Origin of the sequence: Devosia sp. (assembly GCF_036563435.1) — a bacterium.
Lineage (GTDB): Bacteria > Pseudomonadota > Alphaproteobacteria > Rhizobiales > Devosiaceae > Devosia.
In genome coordinates this window covers 19,421-34,557 of sequence record NZ_DATCMJ010000008.1, presented here as the reverse complement: position 1 = coordinate 34,557, position 15,137 = coordinate 19,421, and the positions used below count along the sequence as shown (strand labels likewise).

The 15,137-nt window shown below is 64.2% G+C and carries 15 protein-coding genes; 2 read left to right on the top strand and 13 right to left on the bottom strand.

Annotation, left to right across the window (positions count from 1 at the left end; translation table 11 throughout):
- The first annotated feature begins 151 nt into the window (after positions 1–151).
- Complete coding sequence (locus tag VIL88_RS05065) at positions 152–667, top strand: DUF1465 family protein (protein ID WP_331986660.1); 516 nt, start codon at positions 152–154, stop codon at positions 665–667.
- 214 nt (positions 668–881) lie between these two features.
- On the opposite strand, the gene rpmE is transcribed toward VIL88_RS05065, so the two are convergent.
- Positions 882–1,103, bottom strand: a complete 222-nt coding sequence (gene rpmE, locus VIL88_RS05060) for a 50S ribosomal protein L31 (RefSeq protein WP_314257717.1) — start codon at positions 1,101–1,103, stop codon at positions 882–884.
- A 217-nt stretch (positions 1,104–1,320) separates the two neighbouring features.
- Here rpmE and VIL88_RS05055 point away from each other — a divergent pair, with 217 nt between their 5' ends.
- A complete protein-coding gene (locus VIL88_RS05055; RefSeq protein ID WP_331986656.1) occupies positions 1,321–3,138 on the top strand; it encodes an ABC transporter ATP-binding protein in 1,818 nt (605 codons plus the stop codon).
- A 52-nt stretch (positions 3,139–3,190) separates the two neighbouring features.
- On the opposite strand, the gene VIL88_RS05050 is transcribed toward VIL88_RS05055, so the two are convergent.
- The 12 genes from VIL88_RS05050 to tkt form a co-directional block, all read right to left on the bottom strand.
- Positions 3,191–4,216: a peptidoglycan -binding protein gene (locus VIL88_RS05050; protein WP_331986654.1), complete on the bottom strand. Its 1,026-nt coding sequence runs from the start codon at positions 4,214–4,216 to the stop codon at positions 3,191–3,193.
- 3 nt (positions 4,217–4,219) lie between these two features.
- The gene (locus VIL88_RS05045; protein WP_331986652.1) at positions 4,220–5,206 is read right to left on the bottom strand and encodes a flagellar motor protein MotA; all 987 of its coding nucleotides are present in this window, start codon (positions 5,204–5,206) and stop codon (positions 4,220–4,222) included.
- A 139-nt stretch (positions 5,207–5,345) separates the two neighbouring features.
- Positions 5,346–6,140: an inositol monophosphatase family protein gene (locus tag VIL88_RS05040; protein ID WP_331986650.1), complete on the bottom strand. Its 795-nt coding sequence runs from the start codon at positions 6,138–6,140 to the stop codon at positions 5,346–5,348.
- A gap of 2 nt (positions 6,141–6,142) precedes the next feature.
- Positions 6,143–6,709, bottom strand: coding sequence for an elongation factor P (gene efp / locus VIL88_RS05035; protein WP_331986648.1), 567 nt, complete (start codon positions 6,707–6,709; stop codon positions 6,143–6,145).
- Between the two features lie 112 nt (positions 6,710–6,821).
- A complete protein-coding gene (locus VIL88_RS05030) occupies positions 6,822–7,913 on the bottom strand; it encodes a tetratricopeptide repeat protein (protein ID WP_331986646.1) in 1,092 nt (363 codons plus the stop codon).
- Positions 7,910–8,509 (bottom strand): thiamine phosphate synthase, encoded by a 600-nt coding sequence (locus tag VIL88_RS05025; RefSeq protein ID WP_331986644.1) that lies wholly within the window; start codon positions 8,507–8,509, stop codon positions 7,910–7,912. Before VIL88_RS05025 ends, VIL88_RS05030 begins: the two co-directional genes overlap by 4 nt.
- Positions 8,510–8,661: 152 nt before the next feature.
- Entirely contained in the window at positions 8,662–9,690 is a 1,029-nt protein-coding gene (locus VIL88_RS05020) for a class I fructose-bisphosphate aldolase (RefSeq protein WP_331986642.1), read from the bottom strand.
- A gap of 102 nt (positions 9,691–9,792) precedes the next feature.
- Positions 9,793–10,995 (bottom strand): phosphoglycerate kinase, encoded by a 1,203-nt coding sequence (locus VIL88_RS05015; RefSeq protein ID WP_331986640.1) that lies wholly within the window; start codon positions 10,993–10,995, stop codon positions 9,793–9,795.
- A 76-nt stretch (positions 10,996–11,071) separates the two neighbouring features.
- Positions 11,072–11,362 carry a hypothetical protein gene (locus VIL88_RS05010; protein ID WP_331986638.1) on the bottom strand — a complete coding sequence of 97 codons (291 nt, stop codon included), beginning with the start codon at positions 11,360–11,362 and terminating at the stop codon, positions 11,072–11,074.
- A gap of 58 nt (positions 11,363–11,420) precedes the next feature.
- Entirely contained in the window at positions 11,421–11,954 is a 534-nt protein-coding gene (locus tag VIL88_RS05005) for a putative glycolipid-binding domain-containing protein (protein WP_331986636.1), read from the bottom strand.
- A gap of 48 nt (positions 11,955–12,002) precedes the next feature.
- Positions 12,003–13,010: a type I glyceraldehyde-3-phosphate dehydrogenase gene (gene gap, locus VIL88_RS05000; protein WP_331986634.1), complete on the bottom strand. Its 1,008-nt coding sequence runs from the start codon at positions 13,008–13,010 to the stop codon at positions 12,003–12,005.
- 49 nt (positions 13,011–13,059) lie between these two features.
- Entirely contained in the window at positions 13,060–15,033 is a 1,974-nt protein-coding gene (gene tkt / locus VIL88_RS04995; protein WP_331986632.1) for a transketolase, read from the bottom strand.
- Positions 15,034–15,137 lie beyond the last annotated feature (104 nt).

Here is a 15,137-nt window from a genome sequence, read left to right as displayed (position 1 = left end):
AGAGCGGTTTCCATGCCGCTCTTTTTTTCGCCCATATATCGGCTTCTGCCTTGGTATGGCCCTGATGTTAAAGCTCTTTTCAGCTAGAACACGTCGGCGGCGTGACCATCGATCCAATCCGGGTTAGTTTACGGGAAAGAGGAGCGAGCGCTTGAGCGAAGCAAACGAGACGGCCCACGCCATTTCCATCGGTCCGCGCATCGTCGCCTCCAGCGGCTTCGACGCACTCTATCGCGAGGGCATGGGCCTGATCGAGGAGGTCGCCACCTATCTCGACGGCCATGGCCGCTCCGACAGCCGCATCCTCAGCCGCGAAGCGTCCTTCCTCTACGCCACCGAATCCATGCGCCTGACGACACGCCTCATGCAGCTGGCCTCCTGGCTCCTCCTGCAGCGCGCCGTAAACGAAGGCGAGATCACGCGGGAGAACGCCCGTTCCGAAAAGGAGAAGGTCAAGTTCTCCGCCACCCCCTCGGAGCGGGGCGGCCCGGGCTTTGACCAGCTGCCGCAGGCCTTGCGCGATTTCATCGACAAAGGCGACCGCCTGTTCGACCGGGTGATGCAACTCGACACCATGGAACGCGGCAAGATGCCAGTACTCGATCCCGGCACCGCCAACGGCATCGCCGACCAGCTCGCCCGTCTCAAAGCGGCGTTCGGGCGGTAAGTCGGTACATTCCTGGGGCCTTCGTCCGTTACTCCGTGGGCTCCCCAATCACCGCACGTCACCCTCGGGCTTGACCCGAGGGCTCTGCACCTACGTAATCTCAGCGAGGTGTAACGCCCTCGGGTCAAGCCCGAGGGTGACGATCTGGAGTCAAACGCCCAAACAAAAAGCCCGGCACAAGGCCGGGCTTTCTAAAATCCTGTCGAGACCAGCCTTAGAGGCCGAGACCCTTGAAGCGCTCCTTGAAGCGCGAGACGCGGCCGCCGCGGTCGAGCAACTGGCCCGTGCCGCCGGTCCAGGCCGGGTGGGTCTTGGGGTCGATGTCGAGCTGCAGCGTGTCGCCGGCCTTGCCGTAGGTCGAGCGGGTTTCGTACTTGGTGCCGTCGGTCATGACCACAGTGATGGTGTGGTAGTCCGGATGGGTATCAGCCTTCATCGGTATCGCCTCAAATCAAACGGGCGCCGCGGCGCCCGGAGAGCATGGAACTGGTGTTGGCGGCTTCATACAGAAAGCCCGGGCACTCCGCAAGCCTATGGGCGCGGCAATTTCGCACCGGACAAAGCGGTTGCTGCCCATCTCCCTTGTGCCTATATCGAAGCCTCCCTGCGGTCTAGCCCTCATGCAGACCCGAAGCAGAATGGCAAGCCGCGCGATGACAGATGAAGCCGTTCGGGTTCAGGCTGACCCTGAAAAAATCGCAACCACGCCCCTGGTGAATGCGCGCAAGCTGCAGCCGCTACGCCGGCTGGTCCCCTTCGTCGCGCGCTATCCCCTGCGGCTGGTGCTGACGGTGTTGTTCCTGCTGGTCTCGGCGCTGTCGTCGCTGGCCATTCCCTTTGTCATGGGCGGCGCCATCGACCAGGGCTTCCTCGCGCAGAACCTCGACAACGTCACCCGTTATGGCTGGCTGATCGTGGGCATCGCGGCCATCATGGGCCTGGCCAGCGGCGCGCGCTTCTATTTCATTTCAAGCCTCGGCGAAAAAGTGCTGGCGGACCTGCGCGAAGCCGTTTTCGGTCATCTGCTGCGCCTCGACAGCCGCTACTTCGACACCAACCGGGTCGGCGAATTGACCAGCCGGCTCAACGGTGATGTCGGGGTAATCCGCTTTGCCGTCGGGTCGAGCCTGTCGCTGGCGCTGCGCTCCCTGATCACCATCCTTGGCGCGCTGGTGATGATGATGCTGACCAGCCCGGTCATGACCATTGCGGTGGTCGTGCTGGTCCCGTGCATCCTCTTTCCGTTGATTGCCTATTCCCGCCGCCTCCGCGGCATGTCGCGGCGTACGCAGGATGCGCTCGCCGACCTTTCGGCCATGTCCACCGAAATGCTGGGGGCGACGCGCACCGTCAAGGCGTTTACCCAGGAAGCGGTACAGTCCGGCATCTACAATCGTCACAGCCGTGACAGCTACCACGCCGAAGTGCACCGGCTGGGTGCCCGCGCCGTCCTTGTCGGCATGGCCATATTCCTGGGCACCGCGGCCATCGTGGCGCTGGTCTGGTGGGGCGCCCGCGCCGTGTTCGAAGGCACGGTCAGCGCCGGCGAGCTGGCGCAGTTCCTTGTCTATGCCCTGATGGCCTCCGGTGCGCTCACCAATATCAGCGACGTTCTGGGCACTTTGCAGCAGGTGGCCGGTGCCACCGAGCGGCTGACCGAAATCCTCGACACCGAAGCCAGCATTGTCGATCCAATAAACCCGACACCGCTGCCGGTGCCGCCGCTGGGCACAGTGGAATTCGACAATGTGGTCTTCGGCTATGATCGTACGGGGTTTGAACGCGTCCTCAATGGCGTCAGCTTCACCGTCGCCAAAGGCGAAACCGTCGCCTTGGTGGGCCCGTCGGGTTCGGGCAAGTCGACGACCTTGTCGCTGTTACAGCGCTTCTACGATGTCACCGGTGGCGTCATCCGCGTCGACGGCGTCGACATCCGCCAGGCGGCCCTTGTGCCCCTGCGGCAGCGCTTCGCCTATGTGGAGCAGGAACCGACGATCTTTGCCGGCACGATCGCCGACAACATCCGCTTCGGCAAGCCCGATGCGACCGATGCCGAGATCGAAGCCGCAGCCAAAGCTGCCCTGGTGCACGACTTTGTAGCCGAACTGCCCGAAGGCTATCGCACGATGGTGGGCGAACGCGGCGTGACCCTCTCGGGCGGCCAGAAGCAGCGCCTCGCCATTGCCCGCGCCATTCTGAAGGACGCGCCGATCCTGCTGCTGGACGAGGCGACATCGGCGCTGGACGCGCAGAGCGAGCGCTTGGTGCAGGTGGCACTGGAGCGCCTCATGGAAGGCCGCACCACCCTGGTCATCGCCCACCGCCTCGCCACCATCCGCGACGCCGACAATATTTTAGTGCTCGACGCCGGCCAGATCATCGACCAGGGCACCCACGATCAACTCGTCGCCAAAGGCGGCCGCTACGCCGAACTGGCCAAGCTGCAGTTCCGCCTGGACGAGGCGGGGTAGGGGCAAAATCAGCCCTCCACGGCGTCATTCCCGCGAAAGCGGGAATCCACTTTCACCCTTCCGTCAGCTTGAACTCGATCCTTCTGTTCCGCCTATACGCCTCCTCCGTCTCTGCCGGATCAAGCGGCGTGAACTCACCGAAACCAGCCGCCACCAGGCGGTTGGGCGAAACGCCCTTGCTCACCAGGTACCGCGCGACCGAGATGGCGCGGGCGGCCGAGAGTTCCCAGTTGGAGGGGAACCGCTCGTTGCTGATCGGGCGGATGTCGGTATGGCCGTCGATGCGCAGCACCCAGTTGATATCGGAGGGAATTTCCTGCTCGAGCTGGAGGATGGCCTCGGCGAGGGCGTCGAGATCGGGCGTGCCTTCGGGCGAGATATCGGCCTGACCGGGATCAAACAGCACTTCGGACTGGAACACGAAGCGGTCGCCCACCACGCGCACATCGGCACGGCCCTCGAGGATCTGCCGCAGCCGGCCGAAGAAGTCGGAGCGGTAGCGCGCCAGGTCCTGCACGCGCTGGGCAAGGGCAACGTTCAGCCTGCGGCCCAGGTCGGCAATTTGGGTGCGGGACTCGGTGTCGCGCGCCTCGGAAGCCTCCAGCGCCGCTTCAAGGGCACCAATCTGCGTGCGCAGCGCGGCCAGTTGCTGGTTGAGCAGCGCCACCTGCGCATTGGCCTCGTCGGACAGGTCCTCGGCGGCGCGCAGCTCGTCCTGGAGCCCTGCAATGGTCGCATCCTTGTCGCCGATGCCGGCGCCGATGCCCGCCAGCTGGTTGGAGAGCTCGGTATTCTCGGCCTGCGCACTGCCCAGGGTCGCGGTCAGCGTCGCGATCTGCGAGGTCAGGTCGTCGGAATTGGCGCGTTCGAGCTGCAGGAGTTCGGTAAGCTCGGCAATCTGTGAATTGAGGCGGGAGAGCGCCGTGTCGCGTCCCTGCAGTTCCTGGCCCAGGAAAAACTGGGTCAGCACGAAGAGCGACAGCATGAAGATGATGACGAGCAGGAGGCTCGACAGCGCATCGACAAAGCCGGGCCAGTAATTGGCCTCCTGCCGCCTGCGGGAACGGGCTCCCGGCATGGCTTAGTTCCGCCGCTCGGTATCGGCCTGCGTCAGCACGGCGTCGATCAGTTCGCGCAGCTTCTTGTTGGTCTCGCCCTGCTCGTTGATATGGCGGCGCAGGTCATCCTGCTCCACGCGGATATGCTTGACGAGGCCATCGATGCCACGGGCCAGTTCGGCCATGGCGCGGATGGCGTTCTGCGAGGAGTTCTGGTTCTGCATGCTGTCGCCGAGTCGGTCGAACATGGCCTGCATTTCCGGTCCACCGGCATTGGCCTGCATGGCGCTGACCGGATGGTCGAGCTCGGTCATCGAGGTCATCCAGTCCTCGAGATCGGTATAAAAGGCGTTCTGCGCCTGGCTGGTCTGGAGATCGAGGAAACCCAGGACCAGCGACCCGGCAAGGCCGAACAGCGAGGACGAAAAGGCCGTGCCCATGCCCGCCAGCGGCGCTGCGAGGCCCTCGCGCAGGCTGGCAAACTGCGAGGCACTGTCGCCGGCAGTGACGTCGAGCGCGTTGATGACGCCGGCCACCGAGCTCACGGTTTCAAGCAGGCCGTAGAACGTACCCATGAGGCCGAGGAACACCAGCAGGCCAGTGAGGTAGCGCGAGGTGTCCTTGGCTTCATCGAGGCGATTGCCGACGGAATCGAGGATGGAGCGCATGGAGGTCGGCGTGATCACCGCCTCGCCGATCCGTTCGCGCAGGATGCCTGCCACCGGGGCAAGGAGGATGGGCGAGCGCACGTTGGTGGTGTTGCCGTCCTGGAGCGAGTTCACCCACTTCACTTCGGGGAAAAGGCGAATGACCTGGCGGAAGCTGAGGAAGATACCGACGGCGAGCGCCAGGAAGATCATCGAGTTGATGAAGGGATTGGCCCAGAAAAAAGTGACGATGTTGCCGATGAGGATGGCCGCCACCAGGCCAACCAGCACCAGGAAGATCACGATCTTGATGAGATAAACAGTGGGAGAGGCGAGGTGGTAGGGATCGTAGCCTTGCGTCATCTGCCTGAACCTTGCCCCTCACGCGCAAATCACATGCGCGCAGACTAGTCAGCCCGCGCGAGCGGGGCAACGGGAAAGGTTAACGCCATGGGCGATCGCAATGCCTTCCGCAGCTTCAGGCGGAAGGCATGCATGGGAATCACTGGATCGGGCGCAGTTCCTTGAGCAGGGCGGCCTGAAGGGTTTCGTTGCCGGCCACGACCTGGCCGTTCCATACCGAGCCGGTGGTGCCGGCGAAGTCGGAGACGAAGCCGCCGGCTTCCTTGACCGCCAACAGGCCCGGCGCCACGTCCCAGGGGGCAAGGCCGGCTTCCCAGAGCGCGTCGAACCGTCCCGCGGCAAGCCAGGCCAGGTCCATGGAGATGGAACCGGAGCGGCGGATGCCCGCGACGGCGGGGTTGATATGAGCCAGCTGGCGCAGCTGCAGCGCGTCGTTGCTCGTGCCCTGCGTCTTGATGCCGGTCGAGACCACGGCATCGGCCAGCGAGCGGCGCCCGGCGACGCGCAGGCGCTTGCGGTCGTTGAGCCAGGTGCCGCCACCCTTTTCGGCGGTGTAGAGCTCGTCGAGAATCGGGTTGTAGATCACCGAAGCGACGATCTCGTTGGCGCGCTCGAGGGCAATGGCCACGGCAAAGAGCGGAATGGAGTGAAGGAAGTTGGTGGTGCCGTCGAGTGGATCGATGATCCAGCGATGCTGGCCGTCGGTTCCGGCCACTTCACCACCCTCTTCCATCAGGAAGGCATAGGTCGGGCGGGCCTTCTGCAGCTCGCCGAAGACGATCTGCTCGGCACGCAGGTCCGCCTTGGAGACAAAGTCGGCCGGCCCCTTGCGCGAGACCTGGAGGTTCTCGACTTCCGAAAAGTCCTTGGTCAGCGACTTGCCGGCCTTGAGCGCGGCATTGACCATGACGTTGAGAATTGCAGAACGTGCCATGGTCAGTCAGCCCGGCGCATATAGGTGGCTTCGGCCGTGTCGACGACGATGCGCTCGCCGACAGCGATGAAGGGCGGCACCATGACCTTGAGTCCGTTGCTGAGGATTGCCGGCTTGAACTGGCTGGAAACGCTCTGGCCCTTCTGCACCGGATCGACCTCGGTCACTTCCAGCACCACATTGGGCGGGAACTTCACACCCAAGGGCGTGTCCTCGTGCATTTCGAGCGTGATCTTCATGCCGTCCTGCAGAAAGGCTGCGCGGTCACCCAGGAAGTCCTTGGCCAGTTCGACCTGCTCGTAGCTGTCCTGGTCCATGAAGACCAGGTTGTCGCCCTGCTCGTAGAGATAGGTGAAGTCGCGGAATTCGAGATCGACGATCTCCACCGTCTCGGCCGAGCGGAAGCGCTCGTTGAGCTTGGTGCCGCCGAGGATGGCCTTGAGTTCGACCTGCGCATATGCGCCGCCCTTGCCGGGCTTGACGTGGTCGACCTTGACCGCGACCCAAAGGCGGTCCTGGTGGTTGACGACGTTGCCGGGACGGATTTCGTTGCCGTTGATCTTGGCCATGGGTGCTGCTCTTTGCGCGAAGTCTCTGCCGGGCCAGGCGCCGGATGCGGCTGGCCAAAGGTGGGATGGTCTATGGGCGTGGCGGGCTTATTGCCTCAGAATGCCCGCCCATTCAAGGGTCTTGGCTTTCCGCAGGCGCCGCACTGGGCGCCTCGCTCGCGTCGGTTGGGGCGGGAAGTGTCGCGTCTTCGGCCGGCTGGGCGCCGGTGGTGGGGATCTCGAGCACGGTTTCCACCTTGGGCGGCGTGGAGGGCCAGAAGCGGGCCCGCTCCTCGGCGCTGGCCAGTTGCTCGGGCGGAATGGAGACCAGGAGGCGGTCGAGCGCCGGGTCGCTCAGGCCCTGCCGGCGCGACAGCGAGCGCCACATGGCGGCGTCTTCGAGGTTGAGCGGCACGCCTTCGCCCACGGCGAGGAGCTTGGCATAGCGGTTCTGCGCCACGGCATTGCCGGACTCTGCGGCCCTGGCATACCAGCGGGCGGCTTCCTCGACATTCTTTTCCACGCCCTGGCCCAGGTAAAGCAGCGTCGCGTAGTCGATCTGCGCGGCAATGAGGTTCTGCTCGGCCGCCATGGCGATATAGCGCGCGCCTTCCTCGGGGTTGGGCGCCATGCCCGCTCCTTCAATCAGCATGCTGCCATAGTCGTACTGCGCCTCGGGCAATTCGGCATCGGCCGCTTCCTTCATCAGCTTGGCAGCAGTGACAAGGCTCGGGGAGGCATAGGTGCCCTCAACGTGGAGCAGCGCCATGTTGTATTTGGCCGGAATATAGCCGGCATCCGCCGCCTGGCGGAACAGGTCGGCGGCGCGGGCGCGGTTGCGCGGCACCCCGATCCCGTCCTGGTAGTAGAGCGCCAGTTCGAACAAGGCCAGCCGGTCGCCATTGTTGGCGGCCAGCTGGTACCAGCCGGCGGCGCGCTCGTCGTTCTGCGCCACGCCGAGGCCCTTGGCATAAAGCTCGGCGATCAGCGTCTGGGCGGCGGCATCGCCCTTTTCGGCGCGCGGCAGTGCCAGCTCCAATGCGGTCAGGAAATAGCCGCGCTGGAAGGCGCCGAAGGCATAGTCGGTCGCCGCACGGGGGCCGAACACCTCGTCAGAAATGGCCTCGGCCGGGCTTTCGGCGGGCGTCTCCGCCGGCGGTTCCTGGGCCAGGGCAGCAATGGGCGAGAGGGCAAGAAGCGCAGAGATCAGCAGGCGCCGCATCATGCGATCTCCCCCAGACGCGCCGCGATGTTACGCATCATGGCTGCCGGCGAGGGGGCCGACCAGACGCTGGTGGACAGCGCAAGGAATTCGGCACCGCGCGCATCCACGCCCGGCTGCGCTCCCGGCAGGCTTAGCACGCCCGGCACTTCAAAGGTCTCCGCCCACCACTGGGCGAGGTCCTCGGCCTGCGGATCGGCCTCTCCGCCGAGGCTGCCGAAAAACACATAATCGACATCCATCTCGCCGGCCGTCATGGCGTCGTGCCGCGAGGCGATATTTCCTGCGCCCACGATCATGGATGGCTTGAGCGCCTGCACCGCGTCGGCCATCTCCTCGGCACCGCCGCTGACATGCACCCCATCGGCACCGAGCTTTTTGACCAGCGGCACTTCGTTTTCGACCAGCACGGCGCAGCCGGCGCCCTGACCGATATTGACCACCTTGGCCGCCAGCGTCGCATAGCTCTGCGCATCCATGCTACCGCGGCTCACCAGGATGGCGGCGAACTCGGCTTCCTTGAGCACCGCCATCAGGGTGGCAGGAAAGCTGCCCGGATCGGCATCGGCAGGGGTGATCAGGTAAAGCTGGGGGGCCATGGCGTCCGGATACTCTAAACGGGATGCCCTTCTGTTCGCCCATTTTGGCGACAAAGAGGAGAGCCCTTCCAATAGGCGAAAATCCGGAACCGGCGCAAAGAAAATGCGCATCCCCGAGGGGACGCGCATTGATTGGATGAAGCTACGGGAAATCAGGCGGCGCGGTCGAGTTCGCAGCTCCAGGTACCCAGGGCTGCCAGCGAGTTCATGTGGGCGCGGTGGCTGAAGGCGGCCTGCGCCTGCGGGAAGTTCTCGCGCCGCCCGGCCCAGGTGCGCAGGGCCACGTTCTGCAGCGCCCGGCCATAGGAGAAGGTCAGCGGCCAAGGCTTGTTGGGGATCTGGTTCATGGCCGAAAGATGCGCCGTGGCCTCCTCGTCGGTCTGCCCGCCGGAGAGGAAGGCAATGCCTGGAACAGCGGCCGGAACGTGTTCGCGGAGCACGGCAACGGTGCGCTGCGCCACTTCCTCATAGGTGGGGCGCTCGCGCGAATTGACGCCGGGCAGCACCATATTGGGCTTGAGCAGCATGCCGGCGAGGTCGACCCCTGCAAGACGCAACTCCTTGAAGGTATTTTCCAGCACGTCGCCGGTGACGGCGGCGCAGCGTTCCATGGAATGGTTGCCCGGGTCGCCATCGCCTACCACTTCCGGCTCGACCACCGGAACGATGCCCGCTTCCTGGCAGAGAATGGCATAGCGGGCGAGGGCATGGGCGTTGGCGCGGATATTGTTGCGGGTGGGGGCCACGTCATTGATGGTGATCACGGCGCGCCACTTGGCAAAGCCGGCGCCAAGCGCAGCATAGCGTTCCAGACGCTGGCGCAGGCCATCGAGGCCCTCGGTAATCTTCTCGCCTGCATCGCCTGGCATGGGGAAGGCGCCACGGTCCACCTTGATGCCGGGGATCACGTCCACATCGGCCAGGATTGCACGGAAGGGCGTGCCGTCGGCCGCTGACTGCTCGAGCGTTTCCTCGGTCAGGATCACGCCCGAAATGTGGTTCTTCATTGCATCGGTCGAGCGGAACAGCATCTCGCGATAGTCGCGGCGCAGGTCGAGCGAATTGGGCAGGTTGATCTTGGCGAACCGCTTGGCGATGGTCCCTTCGGATTCATCTGCCGCCAGGATGCCCTTGCCGGGCTCCATCAGCTTCTGAGCAATGGCATTGAGCGATTTCGTCATGGTCCAACCTCGCAATGGAATTTCCAAGCGAGATTAGACTTTCGTTTCCCGGCCCGCGATTAGACCTGTGGTTATGCGACGAAAGGTGGAGGAACCAACCTCTTACTTCTTGAGCGCCTCGACGCCGGGCAGGGGCTTGCCCTCCATCCATTCGAGGAAGGCGCCGCCGGCGGTCGAGACATAGGTCAACGCGTCCTTGACCCCGGCATGGGCGAGGGCTGAAACAGTGTCGCCACCACCGGCCACCGAAACCAGCTTGCCATCATGGGTGCGCTTTGCCACGTGCTTGGCAATCGCCACGGTTCCCGCATCAAACGGATTCATCTCAAAGGCGCCCATGGGGCCATTCCAGACCACGGTATGCGCGTCGTCGATGGCGGCATTGATGCGCCCGATCGAGGAAGGCCCGATGTCGAGGATCATGCCGTCATTGTCGATGGCGTCCACGCCATAAAGGCGCGTTGGCGTGTCAGCCTTGAAGTGCCAGGCTACGACGGCGTCGATGGGCAGGATGATCGCGCAGCCGGAATGGTCAGCCTTTTCCATGATGCGCTGGGCGGTCTCGGCCAGGTCCTTTTCGGCCAGCGACTTGCCGATGGCATAGCCTTGGGAATGGAGGAAGGTGTTGGCCATGCCGCCGCCGATCACCAGCGCGTCGACCTTGGTGACGAGGTTTTCGAGGAGATCGATCTTGGAGGAAACCTTGGCGCCGCCCACGATGGCGACCACCGGCTTCCTGGGCTTGCCCAGGCCCGCTTCCAGCGCCTCGAGCTCGGCCTGCATGGCAAGCCCCGCCGCTGCCGGCAGGAGCTTGGCCAGCGCTTCGGTTGAGGCATGGGCGCGGTGGGCGGCCGAGAAGGCATCGTTGACATAAACGTCGCCCAGGCTCGCCATGCGCTGCGCCAGTTCGGGATTGTTGGCTTCTTCACCGGGATGGAAGCGGGTATTTTCCAGGATCAGTACTGATCCGGCCGGGGCGGAGTTGATCGCCGCCTGCGCCTGGCTGACATCGGTCCAGTCGGTGGCGACAAAGCCCACCGGATGCCCGGTTGCATTGGCCACCGCTTCGCAGACCTGTTCGAGCGAGAACTCGGAGTCAACCTTGCCCTTGGGCCGACCGAAATGGCTGAGCAGAATGGCCTTGCCGTCGCGCTTGACGATTTCGCGGATGGTGGGGACCAGGCGCTCGATGCGGGTGGCATCGGAAACCTTGCCGTCGGCGACCGGCACGTTGAGATCGGCCCGCAGCAGCACGCGCTTGTTGTTGAGGTCGAGCTCGTCGAGGGTCTTGAAGGTTGCGGACATAGCGGGTCTCCAGGCCTTGGTCTTTGGGGTGGCGTAGCAGAGCCGAAAGGGCGGGGGAAGCGGCAAAGTGGTGTCGCTAGGGGGTGCCCCAAAGTCTGCGCAGGCTATGGAAGGCTACAAAGAGTGGCAGGCCCAGCAAAGTGACGCATAGGAGCCGCGCCAGATCGTCCACCAGCACATGCCGGGCAAAGCCGTCGCTTGGCCAGGCACCATCGCCGACGCGGCGGCGGATGCTGCGGTCGCGCAGCAACACGATGCCAGCGGTCAGGACCGGCGGAACCACCAGCAGGGTCGGCTGCCCCAGAAGGCCAATGGCGGCGAAGGCAAAGGGCAGGCCGGCAAAGATGCGGCGCATGATATGGAACATGGCTGGCCTCCGGACGGACCACAAAAGCCTAGGCTGATTTGATGACCCGGCGGTGACGCTATGAGGCGCGCTCGAAGAGGCCCGGATAGGTCACCACCAGGCGATCCGCATCCACTTCCAAAACCCGCTCGAAATCGGCCGATTGGAAGCGAAAATGGGTGGGATCGAGCTGGGTATAGAGCTGCTCCTGGCGGTGGACGGTCATCTCGTCGGCATCGATCCAGGCCATGGCAAAGCGCTGCGGCTGTCCCCGTTCCCAGCTGCAGCGCCAAAGGGGCAGGGAGTTGGTCAGCGGCGTCGGCCAGATATCGACATCCATGCAGCCCTGGAGCCCAGCCAGCGGTTCAGCCCGGTCATCCGACCAGTTGCCGAGCCCATCGGAAAAGAGCTCCAGCACCGCACCGTCGGTGCGCTCCAGCCGCACGGTGCGCACGCGCTCCGTGTCGTCGAGCTTGATGCGGTAGAACAGGCCATAGTCCGGGGTGACGATTGCGCCGCGGATCCGCGTGTCACGCTCGGTGGAGATCACGTGGCAATGTTCGAGCGTCTGAGGATCGAGGCCACGCCAGCGAATGGTGCGATCAAGGCTCATCGGGAGGTCCCAAGAAGAAGGGCGCTCCCCAGAGCGCCCTTCAAAGTCTTACAGCGTCTTGCCCAGCGCCACGGCCGTGTCGGCCATGCGGTTGGAGAAGCCCCATTCATTGTCGTACCAGGACAGAACCGATACGAAGTTGCCGTCCATCACCTTGGTCTGGTCCAGCGCCATGGTGGAGGAGTGAGCGTCGTGGTTGAAGTCGATCGAGACGTTGGGGTGGGTGGTGTAGCCCAGCACGCCCTTGAGCTCGCCGTCGGCATAGCGCTTGACCGCTTCGTTGATCTCTTCGGCCGTCACGTTGCGCTTGCTGATGAACTTGAAGTCCACGCAGGAAACGTTGGGAGTGGGCACACGGATCGACACGCCGTCGAGCTTGCCCTTGAGTTCAGGCAGGACGAGGCCGATAGCCTTGGCAGCGCCGGTCGAGGTCGGGATCTGCGACAGAGCTGCCGCGCGGCCGCGATAGAGATCCTTGTGCATGGTGTCGAGCGTGGGCTGGTCACCGGTATAGGAATGGATGGTGGTCATCATTCCCTTTTCGATGCCGAACTCCTTGTGCAGGACATAGGCCAGCGGGGCCAGGCAGTTGGTGGTGCACGAGGCGTTGGAGATGACCACGTCGTCCTTGGTCAGCGAGGCGTGGTTGATGCCATAGACGATGGTCTTGTCGGCGCCGTCGCCGGGGGCGGAGATGATGACCTTCTTGGCGCCGGCCTTGAGGTGGGCCGAGGCCTTTTCCTTGGAGGTGAAGATGCCGGTGCATTCGAGCGCGATGTCGATGTTCATCGCCGCATGCGGCAGCTCGGCCGGGTCGCGCACAGCGGTCACTTTGATCGGGCCGCGGCCGGCATCTATCGTGTCGCCGGCAACGGTCACGGTGCCGGGGAAACGGCCATGGACGCTGTCAAAGCGGAGAAGATGGGCATTGGTCTCGACCGGGCCGAGATCGTTGATGGCCACGACTTCGATGTCGGTGCGGCCGGACTCGATGATGGCGCGGAGGACGTTGCGGCCGATGCGGCCGAAGCCGTTGATGGCGACGCGGATTGCCATGGTAAGACGCTCCTAGAAGGGAGGGGGGAGGAGGGAGGGCAGCGCCCTCTTACAACTGTGCGGTGACGGCTTCAACAACGGCTTTGGCCGTAATACCAAAGTGCTCGTAGAGCTTGTCGATGGGGCCCGACGCACCAAAGGAATGCATGCCCACAAAGCGCCCCTTGTCGCCCAGGAGCTTGTTCCAGCTCATCTCGATGCCTGCCTCGATAGCGACGCGGGCCCTGGCGTTGCCCAGCACTTCGGCCTTGTAGGCATCGCTCTGCTTCGCAAAGAGCTCCATCGAGGGAACCGACACAACGCGCGCCTTGACGCCCTGCTCGGTCAGCGCCTTCTGCGCTTCGACGGCGATGGCGACTTCCGAGCCGGTGGCGAAGATGATCGCATCGGCATCGGCCGGGCCGACAAGCGTATAGGCGCCCTTGGCCGACTTGTTCTCGTCAGTATGTTCGGTGCGCAGCGTCGGCAGGTTCTGGCGCGACAGCGCGAGGATCGAGGGCTGGTCGGCCGTTTCAATGGCGATCTGCCAGCATTCGGCGGTTTCCACCGCGTCGGCCGGGCGGAACACCAGGAGGTTGGGGATGGCGCGCAGCGCCGAGAGGTGCTCCACCGGCTGGTGCGTTGGGCCGTCCTCGCCGAGACCGATCGAGTCATGGGTCATGACATAGGCGACACGCTGGCCCATCAGCGCCGACAGGCGGATCGAGGGGCGGGCATAGTCGGTAAAGACCATGAAGGTGCCGCCATAGGGGATCAGCCCGCCATGAAGGGCAATGCCGTTCATGGCAGCGGCCATGCCGTGCTCGCGGATGCCGTACATCATGTAGCGGCCGTCGCGGCTGTCGGCCTGGAACGGCTTGGTGTCCGGCGTATTGGTCAGGTTGGAATGGGTGAGGTCGGCTGAGCCGGCCAGGGCTTCCGGCACCACCTTGGTGATGACTTCAAGCGCCAGCTGCGATGCCTTGCGCGAGGCAACCTTGGGCTGTTCTTCGCTCAGCTTCTTTTTGTGCGCGGTCATCGCCGCGGCGAAGTCGGCAGGCAAGGCACCGGCCATGCGGCGCTCGAACTCGGCGCGCTTGGGGGACTGGGCAAGGCGCGACTGCCACTCGCCACGGATGTTCTGCGACCGGGTGCCGGCGGCGCGCCAGGCATCGAGGATCTCGGCCGGGATTTCGAAAGCCGGATAGGTGATGCCCAGCGCCGCCTTGGCGCCGGCCAGTTCCTCGGCACCTAGCGGCGCACCATGCACTTTTTCCGTGCCGGCCTTCTTGGGCGCGCCAAAGCCGATCGTGGTCTTGGCGGCGATCAGGGTCGGGCGGTCCGACTTCTTTGAGTCAAGCAGCGCCTTTTCGATGGCCGCCTGGTCATGGCCGTCGATCTCGATCGTGTTCCAGCCCGATGCCTTGAAGCGGGCGATCTGGTCGGTGGAGTCGGCGTTAGACACGGCGCCGTCGATGGTGATGGAATTGTTGTCCCAGATCACCGTGAGCTTGTTGAGCTTGAGGTGGCCGGCCAGGGCGATGGCTTCCTGCGAGATGCCTTCCATCAGGCACCCGTCGCCGGCCAGGCACCATGTATGGTGGTCGACGAGGTCGGAACCGAACTCGGCCGCAAGCTTGGCTTCGGCAATCGCCATGCCTACGGCATTGCCGACACCCTGGCCCAGCGGACCGGTCGTGGTTTCAATGCCTTCGGCGTGACCATATTCGGGGTGGCCGGCGGTGATAGCGCCGAGCTGGCGGAAGTTCTTGACCTGGTCGATGGTCATGTCCTTGTAGCCGAGCAGATAGAGGCTGGAATAGAGCAGCATAGAGCCGTGGCCGGCCGAGAGCACGAAGCGGTCGCGGTCGGCCCACTTGCTGTCGGCAGGATCGAACTTCATCACCTTGGTGAACAGCACCGTCGCAATATCGGCGCAGCCCATGGGCAGGCCCGGATGACCGGAATTGGCCTTTTCGACGGCGTCCATCGACAGCGAGCGGATCGCATTGGCCAAGTCGTTCTGCTGGGCAGTGTTCGTCATCGGGTTCGCGCTTTCGTCAGGTCTGAATTCTGGGGAGAAGAGGCCCTACAAGCCTCCTCCCAAAGGCGGCTTCGAGGCATAACAGGTTCGCCTATCGTGTCAAT